The following is a 17,359-nucleotide window of genomic DNA, read 5'->3' as shown; positions in this document are numbered from 1 at the left end:
TTCAACGGCTTGCACGTCGGCGCTTGAGCCAGTTCAGAAAATATTTTGCCAACAGCGGAAACAGGCCCAGTAGCGCAAACGACAACAGCAGCTGCGGCGACAGGATATCGCCGAGGCTGTACACCTGCCCCAACTGGGTGCCCGCATTCACATAGACCACGGTCGCGGCCAGCATGCCGATCTGGCTCACCCAGTAGTAGGTCCAGATCTTGATGCGGGTCAGGCCCATCAGGATATTGATCACGAAGAAGGGAAACAGCGGCACCAGTCTCAGCGCAAACAGGTAGAAGGCGCCCTCGCGCTCGACGCCGCGGTTGATGGCCTGCAACCTGCCGGAAAAACGCGCCTGCACCCAGTCGTGCAACAGGTAGCGGGAGACGAGGAAAGCCAGGGTGGCGCCGATACTGGAGGCAAAGGACACGATCAAGGTGCCCCAGAAGAGCCCGAACAGGGCGCCGGCAGCCAGAGTCAATATCGCCGCGCCCGGCAGCGACAGGCCGGTAACCAGGATATAGAAAAGCGCAAACAGCAGCCCCACCAGTATCGGAGAAGCGGCCCGCCACTGCTCGAATTGCGCCTGGCCCTGTTTCAGGTTTTCCAGCGTCAGCCACTGGTGCAGGTCAAAAATATAAAAGGCCAGTCCCAGCACCAGCAAGACTGCGACCAATAAAACTTTCTTGCTCATACAAACTCAGCGATATGTTGTAGGAGCCTGCTTGCAGGCGAACAGGATAGAAACTCCGTAGCGTTCGCCTGCAAGCAGGCTCCTACAGGGTGCCACTGCAAAACGGCGGTTAAAGCGCGCCACCGCAACTGCTGCCCTGCCCGGCGGTGCAGCCGTAGCAGTGGTCGGCCACGCGAATGGGTGTGTCCTGCATATCCCGCTGCAACAGGTCGCGCAGGTGCGCGCGGCCGGGCACGCCGATACCGAGCTGCTGATTGAAGTCGCAATCGTAGAGATAGCCCCGCCAGTCCACGCTGACCAGGCTGCGGCACATCACGCCGGCCAGGTTCGCATCGCTGTAGTTGTCCTTCAGCAGTTGCATATAATCGTCAAACTGCCCTTTGGAAACCAGCGTGGAGCCGAAACGCTTGATCGGCATATTCGCCAGTGCGAACAGCCGGTTGAAAACGATACCGAAATGCGCGAACAGCTCGCGGCGGTAGTCCGCTTCCAGCGCCTGTTGGTTTGGCGGCAGGAAAGGCCCCTGGGGGTTGTAGACCAGATTCAGTACCAGGCCGCTGTCGGGTTTCCCGTAGCCCAGTGCGTTGAGCTTCTGCAGCGCGGCGATGCTCTTGTCGAAGACGCCCCTGCCGCGCTGCTTGTCCACATTGTCGAGCGAATAGCAGGGCAGCGAGGCCACCACCTCAACCCGATTTTGCGCCAGGAACTCCGCCGTATCCTCCTGCCCCGGCTCGAACAGGATGGTCAGGTTGCAGCGGTCCATCACATGCACTCCCTGGGCGCGCGCATCGGCGACCAGCCGGCGAAAGCCCGGGTGCATCTCTGGCGCGCCGCCGGTGATATCCAGCGTCGAAATCCGGCGCGCGCGCAGCACCTCGGGGATCAACGCCAGGTTTTCATCGCTCATCATCTCGGTGCGCCCGGGCCCTGCGTTCACATGGCAGTGCACACAGCTCTGGTTGCACCTGTAGCCGATATTGATCTGCAGCGTATCGATTCGTTCCCGGCGGATCGGCGGGAAATCGGAGACTTCCAGCAGGGGCAGTGTTTCGTGCATATCTCAAAATGGTCCGGTAATTTCTTTCGGTGGACAGGCTCGGCGCATGGCCACCCTGCCCATCAGGCCTCTTGCGGGACTTCAGTCGGTGCAAGCAGCGGTTCTATTACAGCGGCCTTTTCCGCCGACATGGCCGCCAACGGAGTGACCAGGCCACTCGCCAGCGCCGTGTGCGCGGCGGATACCGGCTGCTCCTCGCCCAGCAGGCGAATCGCCTCGGCGGCGATCTTCTGCGCGCGCGCGGCGTTCTGCTGCAGGTTGGCTATGGCCACCTCGGCGGTGACCGCGGCCTCGCGCGGGTGCCAGCAGTCGTAGTCGGTGGCCATGGCCAGGGTCGCGTAGGCGATCTGCGCCTCCCGCGCCAGCTTCGCCTCCGGCATGTTGGTCATACCGATCACGGAGGCGCCCATGGTCCGGTACCAGTGGGATTCCGCGCGGGTGGAGAACTGCGGCCCCTCGATGCAGACATAGGTGCCACCGCGGTGCAGCGCGATCGGCTGCCCGGCCTGCGTCGACTCGAAAGCGCGCGCGAGGCAGTCGGCCACCGCCGGGCACACAGGGTCCGCCATGGAGACATGGGCCACGGCGCCGTCGCCGAAAAACGTATTTTCCCGTTTGCGGGTCATATCGATAAACTGGTCGGGAATCAGCATATCCAGCGGCCGCACTTCCTCGCGCAGCGAGCCGACCGCGGACAGCGACAGGATATAGCGCACACCGAGTTGCCGCAGCGCGTGGATATTCGCCCTGTAGGGCACTTCGGAGGGAATCAGCCGGTGGCCGCGACCGTGGCGGGCGAGGAAGGCCACCGGCACGCCGTGCAGCTCGCCGGTGACTATCGCATCGGAGGTGGGACCGAACGGGGTTTCAATCTGCCGTTCGCGTATATTCTGCAGCCCCTGCATCTCATAGAGGCCGCTGCCGCCGATTACGCCGATCACCGCTGTGGCCATATTTCTCTCCTCGATCAATGCGTTTCGCGCAGTATAAGGAGTGACCGCGGTTCCTGTATATCGTTCAGCGCACAACAAAAAAGGCCGCCTCGCGAGAGGCGGCCTTTTTATCGCCCTCTTGCCCCATTGACTGGCGCCGAGGGAAGAGGATGGAGGAAGTGGCTTACCAGCCGGTAACCTCTTTCAGCGCGTTGCCGATTTCGGCCAGGGAGCGCACGGTCTTCACGCCGGCGTCTTCCAGTGCGGCGAACTTCTCGTCCGCAGTGCCCTTGCCGCCGGAGATGATGGCGCCGGCGTGGCCCATGCGCTTGCCGGGCGGTGCGGTTACACCGGCGATGTAGGAAACCACCGGCTTGGTGACATTGTCCTTGATGTAGGCCGCCGCCTCTTCTTCCGCGGTACCGCCGATTTCACCGATCATCACGATGGCTTCAGTCTGCGGGTCCTTCTCGAACATTTCCAGGATGTCGATGAAGTTGGAGCCCGGAATCGGGTCGCCGCCGATGCCCACGCAGGTGGACTGGCCGAAGCCGTAGTCGGTGGTCTGCTTGACCGCTTCATAGGTCAGGGTGCCGGAACGGGACACGATGCCCACCTTGCCCGGCTTGTGGATATGGCCCGGCATGATACCGATCTTGCACTCACCGGGAGTGATCACGCCCGGACAGTTGGGGCCGATCAGGCGCACGCCCAGTTCGTCGCACTTCACTTTGGCGTCCAGCATATCCAGAGTCGGGATGCCTTCGGTGATGCACACGATCAGCTTGATGCCGCCGTTGGCCGCTTCCAGGATGGAGTCCTTACAGAAGGGTGCCGGCACGTAGATCACGGAGGCTTCCGCACCGGTGGCTTCCACCGCTTCCTTCACGGTGTTAAACACCGGCAGGCCCAGGTGAGTCTGGCCACCCTTGCCCGGGGTCACGCCGCCGACCATCTTGGTACCGTAGGCGATGGCCTGCTCGGAGTGGAAAGTGCCCTGGGAGCCGGTGAAGCCCTGGCAGATGACTTTAGTGTCTTTGTTAATCAAAACGCTCATTGATGAGTCCTCAAAATCTTTTTTGGCTGCGGAGTGACAACCATCCCTGGAGCCGCATTCCGGCCCGGCCATCCATGGCCGGGCGCTAACGGCGCTGCGGATACACTCAGTATCCGGTCGCCGTTAGCCCGCTGCTTTCACCACCTGCTGAGCCGCGTCGGTCAGGCTGGTAGCCGCGATGATGTTCAGACCGCTCTCGCTCAGTACCTTGGCGCCCAGGTCTGCGTTGTTACCTTCCAGGCGCACCACTACCGGTACCTTTACGCCCACTTCTTTCACCGCGCCGATCACGCCTTCCGCGATCATGTCGCAGCGCACGATGCCGCCGAAGATATTGATCAGAACCGCTTTCACATTCTCGTCGGAGAGGATGATCTTGAAGGCTTCAACCACGCGCTCCTTGGTCGCGCCGCCGCCGACATCGAGGAAGTTGGCCGGCTTGCCGCCGTGCAGGTTGACGATATCCATGGTGCCCATGGCCAGGCCGGCGCCGTTTACCATGCAGCCGATGTTGCCGTCGAGGGCCACGTAGTTCAGATCCCACTTGGCCGCGTGCGCCTCGCGCGCGTCCTCCTGGGACGGGTCGTGCATTTCGCGCAGGTCCGGGTGGCGGTACAGCGCGTTGCTGTCGATCACGACCTTGGCATCCAGACAGTGCAGGTTGCCCTCGGTGGTGATCACCAGCGGGTTGATTTCCAGCAGGGCCAGGTCCTTCTCCTGGAACATCTTGGCCAGGCCGAGGAAGATCTTGGTGAACTGCTTGATCTGGTCGCCCTGCAGGCCCAGTTTGAAGGCCAGTTCGCGCGCCTGGTAGGGCTGTGCGCCCACCAGCGGGTCGATGGTGGCTTTCAGGATTTTTTCCGGAGTCTCTTCCGCTACCTTCTCGATTTCCACGCCGCCCTCGGTGGAGGCCATGAAAACGATGCGGCGGGTGGAGCGGTCGACTACCGCGCCCAGGTACAGTTCCTGGTCGATGTCGGTGCAGCTCTCTACCAGAATGCGGGAAACCGGCTGACCGTTCTCGTCTGTCTGATAGGTTACCAGGCGCTCGCCCAGCCACTTCTTGGCGAATTCTTCAATTTCCGCCTTGGAATCCACCAGCTTTACACCGCCGGCCTTGCCGCGGCCACCGGCGTGTACCTGGGCCTTTACGACCCACTTGTCGCCGCCAATTTCATCAGCCGCCGCTGCTGCCGCTGCCGGGGTTTCCGCTGCAATGCCTTTGGAAACCGGCAATCCGTATGCTGCAAACAGTTGTTTGCCCTGATACTCATGCAAGTTCATAGTCAATACCAATTCACATTTGAAAGATTAGATGGGGCTTTCCATTTCCCCTTCCCGTAGGGACGAACCCTGTGTTCGCCCGATCTGGGCGGGGCGAACACAGGGTTCGCCCCTACACCGGGATAGCGGCCGGCGCGCCCGCGTCCTGATTTTTTATTTGCGCTTCTTGCGGTTGGCGATATGGATCGCGTGGCCGTTGGCGGCAAGCGCGGCTTCCTTGACCGCCTCGGACAGGGTCGGGTGACCGAATACGGTCATGCCGATATCCTCGGCGCTGGAACCGAATTCCATCGCAATCGCCACCTGCTGCACCAGATCCGCCGCAGACGGGCCGACGATGTGCGCACCCAGTACGCGGTCGGTTTCCGCGTGGGCGATGATCTTCACCATGCCGGCGGTTTCGTTTGCGGCCACAGCGCGGCCGGACGCAACGAACGGGAAAACACCCACATTGTAGGGCTCACCGTCCGCCTTCACCTGCTCTTCGGTGCGGCCGACGGCGGCAATTTCCGGATGGGTGTAGATCACGTTCGGAATCACATCGTAGTTCATCATCGGCTTCTGGCCGGCGATGCGCTCGGCAACCACCACGCCCTCTTCAGAGGCCTTGTGCGCCAGCATCGGGCCGCGCACCACGTCGCCGACGGCCCAGACGCCCGGGGCGGAAGTCATGCACAGGTCGTTGACGTAGATAAAGCCGCGCTCGTCCAGCTTGACGCCGGCGTCTTCAGACAGCAGGCCCTCGGTGTAGGGGCGACGGCCCACGCACACGATCAGCTTGTCGAAGGTTTCCTGGTGCTCTTTGCCGTCCTTGTCTTCGTAGGTGACAACGACTTCTTTGCCCTTCACCTCGGTGCCGGTGACACGGCAGGACAGGCGGATATCCAGGCCCTGTTTTTTCAGAATCTTCTGCGACTCCTTGGCGATCTGCTGGTCCATGATCGCCAGGAACTTGTCCAGCGCCTCCAGAACCACCACGTCGGAACCCAGACGGTTCCAGACGGAACCCAGCTCCAGGCCGATCACGCCGGCGCCGATCACGCCCAGGCGCTTCGGCACTTCGGTGAATTCCAGCGCGCCGGTGGAGTCGACGATGATCTTGTTGTCCACCGGGGCCGGCGGAATGTTCACCGGCACGGAACCGGAGGCCAGGATCACATTGTCGGCTTCGTAAACGGTAGTCTTGCCGTCGTGGCCGGTCACTTCCACCTTCTTGCCCGCCAGCAGCTTGCCGGTGCCCTCGATGGAGGTGACCTTGTTGGCCATAAACAGGCTGGCGATACCGCCGGACATCTGCTTCACGACACCATTTTTGCGCTCGATCATCTTCTTGACATCGATCTTCACCTTGCCGGTGTCGATGCCGTGCACGTCGAGGGCGTCTTTCGCCTCGTGGTACTTCCAGGAGCTGTCCAGCAGCGCCTTGGACGGGATACAGCCGACGTTCAGGCAGGTACCGCCGTTGACCACCTTGCCTTCCTTGTTGACCCACTTTTCAACACAGGCGGTTTTCAGGCCCAGCTGCGCGGCGCGGATGGCTGCGACATAACCTCCGGGACCGGAGCCGATTACGATTACGTCAAATTTTTCCGACATGGTCTGTTCCAAATTTGGTGAATTCAGTGTGCAAGAGGGGCCTCTTCGGGCCCCTGAATTTTTTTAGATTTCCAGCAGAATGCGCGCCGGATCCTCGATCATTTCCTTGATCGCCACCAGGAAGCCTACCGCTTCCTTGCCGTCGATCAGGCGATGATCGTAGGACAGCGCCAGGTACATCATCGGCAGGATTTCCACCTTGCCGTTTACCGCCATCGGACGCTCCTGGATCTTGTGCATGCCGAGGATCGCAGTCTGCGGCGGGTTCAGGATCGGGGTGGACAGCAGCGAGCCGAAGACACCACCATTGGTGATGGTGAAGGTACCGCCGGTCATCTCCTCGATGGAGAGCTTGCCGTCGCGGGCGCGCACGCCCATATCGCGGATCGCGTTCTCCATATCCGCCAGGCCCATATTCTCCGCGTTGCGCAGAATCGGCACCACCAGCCCCTTCGGCGAAGAAACCGCAACGCCGATATCCTGGTAACCGTGGTAGACGATATCGTCACCGTCGATGGACGCGTTTACGGCCGGATAGCGCTTCAGCGCCTCGACCGCGGCCTTGACAAAGAAGCCCATAAAGCCCAGGCGGGTGCCGTTGTGCTTCTTCTCGAACAGCTCCTTGTAGTTCTTGCGCAGGTCCATCACCGGCTTCATGTTCACCTCATTGAAGGTGGTGAGCATGGCGGTGGACTGGGTGGCGTCCAGCAGGCGCTCGGCGATACGCTTGCGCATACGGGTCATCGGCACGCGCTTCTCGACGCGCTCGCCCGGGGCCACGGCCACCTCCGCCGCCGCGGCCGGAGCGGCGGCTGCGGCCGGCGCAGCGCCCGCCTTCATCACATCTTCCTTCAGCACGCGGCCGCCCTTGCCCGAGCCTTCCACGCCGGCCAGATCGACGCCCTTCTCGGCCGCCATCTTCTTCGCGGACGGCATGGCGATTTTCTCGCCCGCAGCCGGGGTGGACTCAGCCGCAGGGGCCTCAGCCGGCTTTTCTTCGGCCGGCGCGGCGGCTTCACCGGCACCCGCGGCAAAGAGCGCGATCACTTCATTGGAGAGAACGGTATCGCCCTCGCCCTTGATGATTTCGGTGAGGGCGCCGTCGGCGGGCGCGACGACTTCCAGCACCACCTTGTCGGTTTCGATATCCACGATCAGTTCATCGCGGGATACGGCTTCGCCGGGCTGTTTGTGCCAGGTGGCGACGGTGCCGTCCTGAACGGATTCCGGGAAAGTTGGCGCTTTAATCTCGATCGTCATTGGTCCTGTTTCCTGAGATTGACTCTTGGGCGGCTCAGATAGGCACCGCCCTATTCACTATTTACTGCCGCCTGTTATTTGACGGTCAGCGCCTCGTTGATGAACTTGTTCTGTTCTTCCAGGTGCGTGGACATATAGCCCGCCGCCGGCGCGGCGGAGGGGGCGCGGCCCACATACTGAAGCTCCAGCTTCGGGTGCGTCTCCGCCAGCAGGCGGCGCAGGTGGTGCTGGCTGTGATACCAGGCGCCCTGGTTCATCGGCTCTTCCTGGCACCAGGCCACACTCTCGATATTCTTGAACGCAGACACCGCCTCGACGAACTCCTCGTCCGGGAAGGGGTACAACTGCTCCAGACGCACGAAGGCCACGTCGTCCTGCTCCCGCTCCATGCGCGCTTCCAGCAAATGGTAGTAGACCTTGCCGGAGCACAGGATCAGGCGCTTGACCTTGGCGGGATCCACTGCCTCGTCCTGAATCACATTGTGGAAACGGCCATTGGCGAGCTCGTCCAGGCTGGAAGTGGCCAGCTTGTGCCGCAGTATCCACTTGGGGCTCATGATGATCAGCGGGCGGCGCATCGGGCGTATCGCCTGGCGGCGCAGCAGGTGGAAGATCTGCGCCGGCGTGGTGGCGTTACACACCTGGATATTGTGCTCGGCACACAGCTGCATAAAGCGCTCCAGGCGCGCGGAGGAGTGCTCCGGCCCCTGACCCTCGTAGCCGTGCGGCAGCATCATCACCAGGCCGCACATGCGTCCCCACTTGTGCTCGCCGGAAGTGATGAACTGGTCGATCACCACCTGGGCGCCGTTGGCGAAGTCGCCGAACTGGGCCTCCCAGACCACCAGTGACTTGGGCGTGGTGGTGGCGTAACCGTATTCGAACGCCAGCACCGCCTCTTCCGACAGCAGCGAGTCGTAGATATAGAAAGGCGGCTGCCCCTCGTACATATGCTGCAGCGGCACATAGGACTGGCCGTCCTTCTGGCTGTGAATCACCGCGTGGCGGTGGGAGAAGGTACCGCGGCCGACATCCTCGCCGGTGAAGCGCACCATATAGCCCTGCTCCAGCAGCGTACCGTAGGCCAGGGTCTCGGCCATGCCCCAGTTCAGCGGCAGGGCGCCGCCGGCCATCTTGCGGCGGTCCTCGTAGATCTTCGCCACCTGGCGCTGCATTACAATGCCGTCGGGCACAGTGGTCATACGGGTGGCCACGTCCTTCAGCTTCGGCAGCGGGAAGCTGGTATCCGCCGGTGTCTGCCAGTCGTGGTTCAGGTAGGGGGTCCAGTCCACGAACATGGAGGAATCCGGCTGCTTGACCAGGCCGGTGGCCACATCTTCGCCGCGATCCAGCTTGTCGCGGTAGTCGCTGGCCAGCTTGTCCGCGGCGGCCTTGTCCAGCACGCCCTCGCTGACCAGCTTCTCCGCGTACAGGGTGCGGGTGGTCTTGTGCTTGCGGATGGCCTGGTACATCAGCGGCTGGGTGCCGGACGGGTCGTCAGTCTCGTTGTGACCGCGGCGACGGTAGCACACCAGGTCGATGACGATGTCTTTCTTGAATTCGTAGCGGTAGTCCACCGCCAGCAGCGCGGCCAGCACGACCATTTCCGGGTCGTCGCCGTTCACGTGCAGCACCGGAGCGTCGATCATCTTTGCCACATCGGTGCAGTATTCGGTGGAGCGGGCATCCTCGCGCTTGCTGGTGGTGAAGCCCACCTGGTTGTTCAGCACGATATGCACGGTGCCGCCGGTGTAGAAGCCGCGGGTCTGGGACATCTGCAGGGTTTCCTGCACCACGCCCTGGCCGGCAAAGGCGGCGTCGCCGTGGATATTGATCGGCATTACCTTTTCGCCGGAGGGATCGTTGCGGCGATCCTGGCGCGCACGCACCGAGCCCTCCACCACCGGAGCGCAGATCTCCAGGTGCGACGGGTTAAAGGCCAGCGCCAGGTGCACTTCGCCACCGGGGGTCATCACATTGGAGGAGAAGCCCTGGTGGTACTTCACATCGCCGGAGGTATCCAGGGTCTTCTTGCCCTCGAACTCCTCGAACAGGTCCGCCGGGTTCTTACCCAGAATATTAACCAGGGTGTTCAGGCGGCCGCGGTGGGCCATGCCGATGACGATTTCTTTCACCCCGTAGGTGCCGGAGCGGCGGATCAGCGCGTCCATCATCGGGATCAGGCTCTCACCGCCCTCGACGCCGAAACGCTTGGTGCCCGGGTACTTGGAGTCCAGGTGGCGCTCCAGGCCCTCGGCCGCGGACAGGCGCTGCAGTATTTCGACGCGGATATCGGCGCCGAAGTTGGGCGTGGACTGGCTGCGCTCCAGGCGCTGCTGGAACCACTGCTGCTCCTCCAGGTTGGACAGGTGCATGATCTCCGCACCCAGATTGCCGCAGTAGGTGCGCTCCAGGCCCTCGACGATCTCGCGCAGCGTGGCCTCCTCCTTGCCGAAGAAGAGGTCGCCGGTCTGGAAGGTGGTATCGAAGTCGCCTTCGGTGAGGCCGTGGTAGTTCAACTGCAGGTCCGGCACCTGCTCACGCGCCATCAGGCCCAGCGGGTCCAGGGTGGCCTTCTTGTGGCCGCGGTGGCGGTAGGAGTTGATGAGCTGCAGGACTTTGACCTGCTTGCGTTCGTGCTCGATGTTGACGGCGCCGGCACCGGGAGCGGCCAGCGGGCGGGTGCGGTGTTTGGCGAGCAGTTCAAAGTGCTGACGCACTGCGGCGTGGGACACGTCGCCACCGCCGTTGACCCGCGGGAGGCTGTCGAAGTAACTGCGCCACTCCTCCGGCACGCCGTTCGGGTCGTGCAGATAGGTCTCGTACAGTTCCTCCACATAGGCGGCGTTGCCCCCGGAGATATGGGAGCTACGCCACAGCTGCTCCATGGTACTTTCGTGCATTGTTGATGCCTACCTCGATGGAGAAATTGGGGCAGAGCAAACGATAATTTCACTCTGACCCCAATTTCATATTTCCTTTCACTCACAAAAGGGGGCCAAACCGCGCGCATACTAAGTGCTGCCTTGTGCGCGGTTTGGCGCCCCGCCATGGAAGGCGGGGCCGGGGCCAGAAAGGATTCTCCAGGTCGCGCCATGGATGGCGCTCCGGAGGTCCCAACTGGCACCAGCCCCCTTTTTAATTTCGCACCGGCTCACAGGCCGGCTTTCTCGTCGTTGGATAGGCGCCGCCGTTGGCGCCGAGCCCGCGCTGCGGGCTCAACCGGGCTCGATACGCGCCGCGCTTATACGGCGCGGGCCAGCAACATATTGCGGATGTGGCCGATGGCGCGGGTCGGATTCAGCCCCTTCGGACACACATTCACGCAGTTCTGGATGCCGTGGCAGCGGAATACGCTGAAGGGATCATCCAGGTTGGACAGGCGCTCGTCGGTGGCCAGGTCGCGGCTGTCCGCCAGGAAGCGGTAGGCCTGCAGCAGGCCCGCCGGGCCGATGAACTTGTCCGGATTCCACCAGAAAGACGGGCAGGCGGTGGAGCAGCAGGCGCACAGGATGCACTCGTAGAGACCGTCCAGCTTTGCGCGGTCCTCCGGGCTCTGCAGGCGCTCGATGGCCGGCGCCGGGGTGTCGTTCTGCAGGTAGGGTTCGATCTTCTTGTACTGCTCGTAGAACTGCTCCATATCCACCACCAGGTCGCGGATCACCGGCAGGCCCGGCAGCGGGCGCAGCACCAGCTTGCCCTTGGGCGCCGCCTCGGAGATGGGCGTGGTGCAGGCCAGGCCGTTGCGGCCGGAGATGTTCATACCGTCGGATCCGCACACACCCTCGCGGCAGGAGCGGCGGAAGGACAGGGTCGGGTCCTCGGCCTTGAGCAGTTCCAGCACGTCCAGCACCATCAGGTCCTTGCCCTGGGTGTCCAGCTCGTAGTCCTGCATATAAGGCGCTTTGTCGGTCTCCGGGTTGTAGCGATAGATACTAACTTTCAACATACTCTTTCCGCTCCCGATTTAATAAGTCCGAGCCTTGGGCTCGAAAGCTTCCATGGTGGTGGGCGCGAAGTTGACCGCGCGCTTGCCGACACGCTTCTCCCCCGGGAAGAACATGGAGTGGCACAGCCAGTTTTCGTCGTCGCGCTCCTGGAAGTCCTCGCGGGCGTGGGCGCCGCGGCTCTCGGTGCGGGCCTCGGCGGCGATGGCGGTCGCCTCGGCCACCTCCAGCAGGTTCTGCAGTTCCAGCGCCTCGATACGGGCGGTGTTGAAGGCGCGGCTCTTGTCCTCCAGGCGCACGTTCTCGATGCGGCCGCGCAGCTCTTCCAGCTTCTTCACACCCTCGGCCATATAGTCGCCGCGGCGGAAAACGCCGAAGTGGTTCTGCATCACGTTCTGCAGTTCCTTGCGCAGATCCGCGGCCTTCTCGCCGTCGTTGGTATTTTCCAGGCGGTTCAGGCGCGCCATGGCCGCCTCGATATCGGATTCGGACGCCTCGCGGTGCTCGATACCCTCGCGCAGAGCCTTCTCGATAAACAGGCCGGAGGCGCGACCGAAGACCACCAGGTCCAGCAGCGAGTTGCCGCCCAGGCGGTTGGCGCCGTGCACGGACACACAGGCCACCTCGCCGCAGGCGTAGAAGCCGTCGATCACCTGGTCGTTGCCGGCGGCGTCCTGGGTCAGGGCCTGGCCGTGCACGTTGGTGGGGATACCACCCATCATGTAGTGGCAGGTGGGCACCACCGGAATCGGGTCCTTGACCGGATCCACATGGGCGAAGGTCTTGGCCAGCTCGCAGATACCGGGCAGACGGCTGTGCAGTACCTCCTCGCCCAGGTGGTCGAGCTTCAGGAACACGTGGTCGCCGTTCGGGCCGGCGCCGCGGCCGTCGAGGATCTCGAGGATCATGGAGCGGGCCACCACGTCGCGGGAGGCCAGGTCCTTCGCGTTGGGGGCGTAGCGCTCCATAAAGCGCTCGCCATCCTTATTGATCAGGTAGCCGCCCTCACCGCGACAGCCCTCGGTCACCAGCACGCCGGCGCCGTGGATGCCGGTCGGGTGGAACTGCCACATCTCTATATCCTGCACCGGCAGACCCGCGCGCAGGGCCATACCCACGCCGTCACCGGTATTGATATGGGCGTTGGTCGTGGACGCGTAGATACGGCCGGCACCGCCGGTGGCGAATACGGTGGCCTTGGACTTGATGAAGACCACTTCGCCGTCTTCGATGCACATCGCGATCACGCCGACCACGGCGCCGTCCTGGTTCTTCACCAGGTCGATCGCGAACCACTCGTTCAGGAACACGGTGTCGTGCTTGACGTTGTTCTGGTACAGGGTGTGCAGCAGCGCGTGGCCGGTGCGGTCAGCCGCCGCACAGGTGCGCGCGGCCTGGCCGCCGCGGCCGAAGTCCTTGGACTGGCCGCCGAAGGGGCGCTGGTAGATGCGACCCTCCTCGGTGCGGGAGAAAGGCAGACCCATATGCTCCAGCTCGAACACCGCCTCCGGGCCCACGGAGCACATATACTCGATGGCATCCTGATCGCCGATATAGTCGGACCCCTTGACGGTGTCGTACATGTGCCAGCGCCAGTCGTCCTGCGGATCCGCACTGGCGATGGCGCAGGTGATGCCGCCCTGGGCGGACACGGTGTGCGAGCGGGTCGGGAACACCTTGGTGATTACCGCAGTCTTGAAGCCGGACTGGGCCATTTGCAGGGCCGCGCGCATACCCGCACCGCCGCCGCCGATTACGATTCCGTCAAAGGAAATAGTACGCATGTTCGCCATCAGTTATACACCCCACAGAATTTCAATGCCCCACACCGTGTAGAACACGGCAACGACCGCCAGCAGCACCTCGGCGATGACGCGCAGCACAGTGGCCTTGGCGCCCATCATGCGGTTGGTGATGTAGTCGGTCACGACCGACCAGAGGCCGATCCAGGCGTGCGCAATCGTGGAGATCAGGGCCACCAGGCTGAACACGCGCATCCAGCGCTGCTCGAACAGGGCCGACCAGCTCTCGTAGCCGAAATCTTTACTCAGGAAAATAAAACCCACTATAAAGAGGGTGTAAGCAGCGAGAACCACAGCGGTGACACGCTGGATCAGCCAGTCGTAAGTGCCGCTGCGACCGAAACTAGTGATTGTGGTTACCATACCCATACCCCCGCCAACAGAATCAGAATTGCGCTCAGCACCAGCACCATAACGGCGCCGCGACGACCACCCTCCAGGGATTCACCGATCCCCAGATCCATCAACAGGTGGCGCAGGCCCGCCACCAGGTGGTAGGCGAGAGCTGCCAGCGCAGCCCACAAGACGAGCTTGGCGGGAACGCTATTAAAGGCCGCCGCCACGTCGGCGAAGCCCTGCTCGGACTCCAGACTGGCATCGAGCATGCACAGCAGCAGCGCGACCACGGCGAAGAGGACGACGCCGGAGATACGATGCAAAATGGAAACCAGAGCGGCAGCGGGAAGCTTGATAGTGGAAATGTCTAGATTGACAGGTCTGTTTTTGTTCACAGGAAAAACACCTTGTTGCCCTGAACGACCGGGCGCCCGTTAGCTTTTCAAATGGAGGGGCGAGCTGCCTGCTGATCACTTTGCGCGCGACCTGTACAAGCCTTGTGCAAAGCGGCCTTACCGTGGCGCAAGCCGCGCGGATTATAGGCATTCGCCCCCCAAAACACAACGAACGCCTCGGGTTCCGCGACCGCCCCGCCACCCCGGTCGCGGACCCGATCAGCGGCAAAGGCGCGCCGCGGCCGCGGCGGAATTTCCGCGGAGAATAAACGGCGGAGCCAGGCAAATCCTCTACCGCCCGCGCTGGACGCCGGATATCCTGTTGCTGTGAGACCGGCCGTCCACACCTTTTGGTTTGACAATTAGCGGCGCGCAACTTAAGTTTGGCCCCGCTCAAAAGCCCCCCGGGGCGCACAGATGCTGGACTGACCCGGCTCCCCACGGCGGGTGCAGGAGCGCACCCTCGCCGGCGGAAGCCTGCGCGAGCGCCGCGAAACCAGCAAAACCACGCTTTTGCGCCAGCTCTTGCGGCGCGACTGTCGCACAAGGCAGGGAGCCCGCCTGGCGACAAGCAGGTAAAAAGAACAGTTTTAGGAGTCCGCAATGTCCGATAAGAAAGCGCAACTCACGGTCGACGGTGTCGAAGGCACCATTGAGATGCCCGTACTCTCAGGCACCCTCGGCCCCGATGTTGTCGACGTCAGCAGCCTGACCGGCAAGGGCTTGTTCACTTACGACCCGGGATTTGTGTCCACCGCCGCCTGCGAATCCAAGATCACCTTTATCGATGGCGCCAAGGGCCAGCTGCTGCACCGCGGCTACCCCATCGAGCAGCTGGCAGAGCAGTCCGACTACCTGGAGACCTGCTATCTGCTGATGAAGGGCGAGCTGCCCAACGCCCAGCAGAAGAAAGAGTATGTGGACACCATCATGTCCCACACCATGGTGCACGAATCCCTGGTGAACTTCTTCAAGGGCTTCCGCTACGACGCCCACCCGATGGCGATGATGTGCGGTGTTGTCGGCGCACTGGCCTCCTTCTACCACGACTCCCTGGACATCAACGATCCCGAGCACCGCGAGATCTCCGCGCACCGCCTGATCGCCAAGATGCCGACCCTGGCCGCCATGTGCTACAAGCACTCCAAGGGCCAGCCGTTCATGTACCCGGACAACAGCCTGAACTACGCGGAAAACTTCCTGCACATGATGTTCGGCAACCCCTGCGAGCCGAGCAAGATTGATCCGGTGGTCGCCAAGGCCATGGACGTGATCTTCCTGCTGCACGCCGACCACGAGCAGAACGCCTCCACCTCCACCGTGCGCCTGGCCGGTTCCTCCGGCGCCAACCCCTTCGCCTGCATCTCCTCCGGCATCGCCGCACTCTGGGGACCGGCGCACGGCGGCGCCAACGAGGCGGTGCTGAACATGCTGCAGGAGATCGGCGACGAGAGCCGCATCGACGAGTTCGTCAAGCGCGCCAAGGACAAGAACGACCCCTTCCGCCTGATGGGCTTCGGCCACCGCGTGTACAAGAACTTCGACCCGCGCTCGCGCGTGATGCAGGGTATCTGCGACGAGGTGTTGGGCGCGATGGGTGCCGAGAACGACCCGCTGCTGCGTATCGCCAAGAAGCTGGAAAAGATCGCTCTCGAGGACGAGTACTTCATCGAGAAGAAGCTCTACCCGAATGTGGACTTCTACTCCGGCATCATCATGAAGGCGATCGGCATCCCCACCGACATGTTCACGGTGATCTTCGCCACCGGCCGCACCGCCGGCTGGATCGCGCACTGGAACGAGATGATCTCCAACCCTTACAAGATCGGCCGCCCGCGCCAGCTGTACACCGGCTACCCGCAGCGCGACTATGTTCCGCTGGACAAGCGCTGAGTATCGGCACCGACAGAGCATTAGAAAACCCGGCGCACGCCGGGTTTTTTAATATCTGCACCAAACCAGTGCACCTCTTATCGGAACACTGTACACACCCACACGCTATTGCGGCGGCAACACCGAAAACTTTAACTGGCACTCCCGTCATAATTTTCACTCAACTTCGGCGGCGACCACCCACCATCTGTTTAGCCGAGAAATTTTTTATCTCTACAATTGTAAAAAGCCCCCTTCCACAAAAAGGAAGTCGTGCCATTTTTTAGCGGAGATCGCCAAATAAATCGGCACGCGAATTTATTTTCGTCTACCTTGCCAATAGCACAGGCGCCGGCCAGATAATTGGGAATGAATCACAATTTCCGAAGCTCTGCTCGGGGTTTCAATGACATTCCGCGCAAGTGACGCTATTCTCCACTGCCGGTGAACAGTCACTGGTCGCCTAACCGCTTGCTAAAAAAATTTCAACAACGCGCTAAACGGTTCGCTTACAACGCATAATTAAGGGCAGATACCATGTTCAACTTTATTTCCGACCTGTTCGGTGGCAATAGCCAGGTGGACGAGGAAAAATACACCCGCAGCTCGCACACCGGAGCCAAAGCCAACCGCACAATTTCCTACGACCCGACCCTGATCAATGCACTGGAAAAAGACCACCAGACACTGGTAGATATTTTCCAGCGCATCTGGTCCGAGGGCTTCGAGCCGCAGGATTTCCGCCAACTGGCCCACCTGATGACCCTGTTCAAATCCAACTTCCAGGCTCACCTGATCAAGGAGAACGTGCGCTTTTACGTATACCTGGAGCAGACCCTGGCAGAAGACGTGCACACCCTGCAGATCGTCAAGGACTTCCGCACGGACATGAACGAGATCGCCAATGCAGTAGTGCAATTCTGCAAGCGCTACACACATGAGGCCTTCACCCAGGAAATGATTCGGGACTTCCGCCGCGACTACCAGAAAATCGGAGAGGCGCTGACCCGGCGCGTCTCCCTGGAAGAGAAAGAACTGTACACCCTCTACCAACCGTCCTAGCCCGCACTAAACTCAAGCGCCGCCGTCGCGGCTATCGAACTTAGCGCGAACGGCTCGGTCGCACCTCTCCCGGT

Annotated in this window: 14 protein-coding genes; 2 read left to right on the top strand and 12 right to left on the bottom strand. The window is 62.1% G+C overall.

The annotated features are described in order from the left end of the window. Nucleotide 1 precedes the first annotated feature (1 nt). The 12 genes from ACXAF3_RS03185 to sdhC all read right to left on the bottom strand — a co-directional run bounded on the left by ACXAF3_RS03185 (nt 2) and on the right by sdhC (nt 14,351). Complete coding sequence (locus tag ACXAF3_RS03185; protein ID WP_475110830.1) at nt 2–685, bottom strand: TVP38/TMEM64 family protein; 684 nt, start codon at nt 683–685, stop codon at nt 2–4. Nucleotides 686–794: 109 nt separating this feature from the next. Beyond that, entirely contained in the window at nt 795–1,742 is a 948-nt protein-coding gene (arsS, locus tag ACXAF3_RS03180; RefSeq protein ID WP_475110829.1) for an arsenosugar biosynthesis radical SAM (seleno)protein ArsS, read from the bottom strand. Nucleotides 1,743–1,804: 62 nt separating this feature from the next. Next, nucleotides 1,805–2,695, bottom strand: a complete 891-nt coding sequence (gene mtnP / locus ACXAF3_RS03175; protein WP_475110828.1) for an S-methyl-5'-thioadenosine phosphorylase — start codon at nt 2,693–2,695, stop codon at nt 1,805–1,807. Between the two features lie 163 nt (nt 2,696–2,858). Further along, nucleotides 2,859–3,731 carry a succinate--CoA ligase subunit alpha gene (sucD, locus tag ACXAF3_RS03170; RefSeq protein WP_475110827.1) on the bottom strand — a complete coding sequence of 291 codons (873 nt, stop codon included), beginning with the start codon at nt 3,729–3,731 and terminating at the stop codon, nt 2,859–2,861. Nucleotides 3,732–3,854: 123 nt separating this feature from the next. Further along, nucleotides 3,855–5,015, bottom strand: coding sequence for an ADP-forming succinate--CoA ligase subunit beta (gene sucC, locus ACXAF3_RS03165; RefSeq protein WP_475110826.1), 1,161 nt, complete (start codon nt 5,013–5,015; stop codon nt 3,855–3,857). A gap of 153 nt (nt 5,016–5,168) precedes the next feature. Continuing rightward, entirely contained in the window at nt 5,169–6,611 is a 1,443-nt protein-coding gene (lpdA, locus tag ACXAF3_RS03160) for a dihydrolipoyl dehydrogenase (RefSeq protein WP_475110825.1), read from the bottom strand. Between the two features lie 63 nt (nt 6,612–6,674). Further along, on the bottom strand, nt 6,675–7,871 hold the full coding sequence (gene odhB, locus ACXAF3_RS03155) for a 2-oxoglutarate dehydrogenase complex dihydrolipoyllysine-residue succinyltransferase (RefSeq protein ID WP_475110824.1): 1,197 nt from the start codon (nt 7,869–7,871) through the stop codon (nt 6,675–6,677). Between the two features lie 74 nt (nt 7,872–7,945). Continuing rightward, nucleotides 7,946–10,774, bottom strand: coding sequence for a 2-oxoglutarate dehydrogenase E1 component (locus ACXAF3_RS03150; RefSeq protein WP_475110823.1), 2,829 nt, complete (start codon nt 10,772–10,774; stop codon nt 7,946–7,948). 341 nt (nt 10,775–11,115) lie between these two features. Beyond that, nucleotides 11,116–11,820, bottom strand: coding sequence for a succinate dehydrogenase iron-sulfur subunit (locus tag ACXAF3_RS03145; RefSeq protein ID WP_475110822.1), 705 nt, complete (start codon nt 11,818–11,820; stop codon nt 11,116–11,118). A gap of 18 nt (nt 11,821–11,838) precedes the next feature. Further along, nucleotides 11,839–13,611, bottom strand: coding sequence for a succinate dehydrogenase flavoprotein subunit (sdhA, locus tag ACXAF3_RS03140; protein WP_475110821.1), 1,773 nt, complete (start codon nt 13,609–13,611; stop codon nt 11,839–11,841). 3 nt (nt 13,612–13,614) lie between these two features. Then, nucleotides 13,615–13,983, bottom strand: coding sequence for a succinate dehydrogenase, hydrophobic membrane anchor protein (sdhD, locus tag ACXAF3_RS03135; RefSeq protein WP_475110820.1), 369 nt, complete (start codon nt 13,981–13,983; stop codon nt 13,615–13,617). Continuing rightward, nucleotides 13,977–14,351, bottom strand: coding sequence for a succinate dehydrogenase, cytochrome b556 subunit (gene sdhC, locus ACXAF3_RS03130; RefSeq protein ID WP_475110819.1), 375 nt, complete (start codon nt 14,349–14,351; stop codon nt 13,977–13,979). The genes sdhD and sdhC overlap by 7 nt, the downstream gene beginning before the upstream one ends. 603 nt (nt 14,352–14,954) lie before the next feature. Here sdhC and gltA point away from each other — a divergent pair. Both gltA and ACXAF3_RS03120 read left to right on the top strand, forming a co-directional pair. After that, complete coding sequence (gltA, locus tag ACXAF3_RS03125; RefSeq protein WP_475110818.1) at nt 14,955–16,244, top strand: citrate synthase; 1,290 nt, start codon at nt 14,955–14,957, stop codon at nt 16,242–16,244. A gap of 516 nt (nt 16,245–16,760) precedes the next feature. After that, complete coding sequence (locus ACXAF3_RS03120; RefSeq protein WP_475110817.1) at nt 16,761–17,285, top strand: hemerythrin domain-containing protein; 525 nt, start codon at nt 16,761–16,763, stop codon at nt 17,283–17,285. The last annotated feature ends 74 nt before the right edge of the window (nt 17,286–17,359 follow it).

Source organism: Microbulbifer sp. ABF4_143, assembly GCF_056160225.1.
The sequence above is the reverse complement of the archived record's forward strand: the minus strand, read 5'-3'. Positions and strand labels throughout refer to the sequence as shown.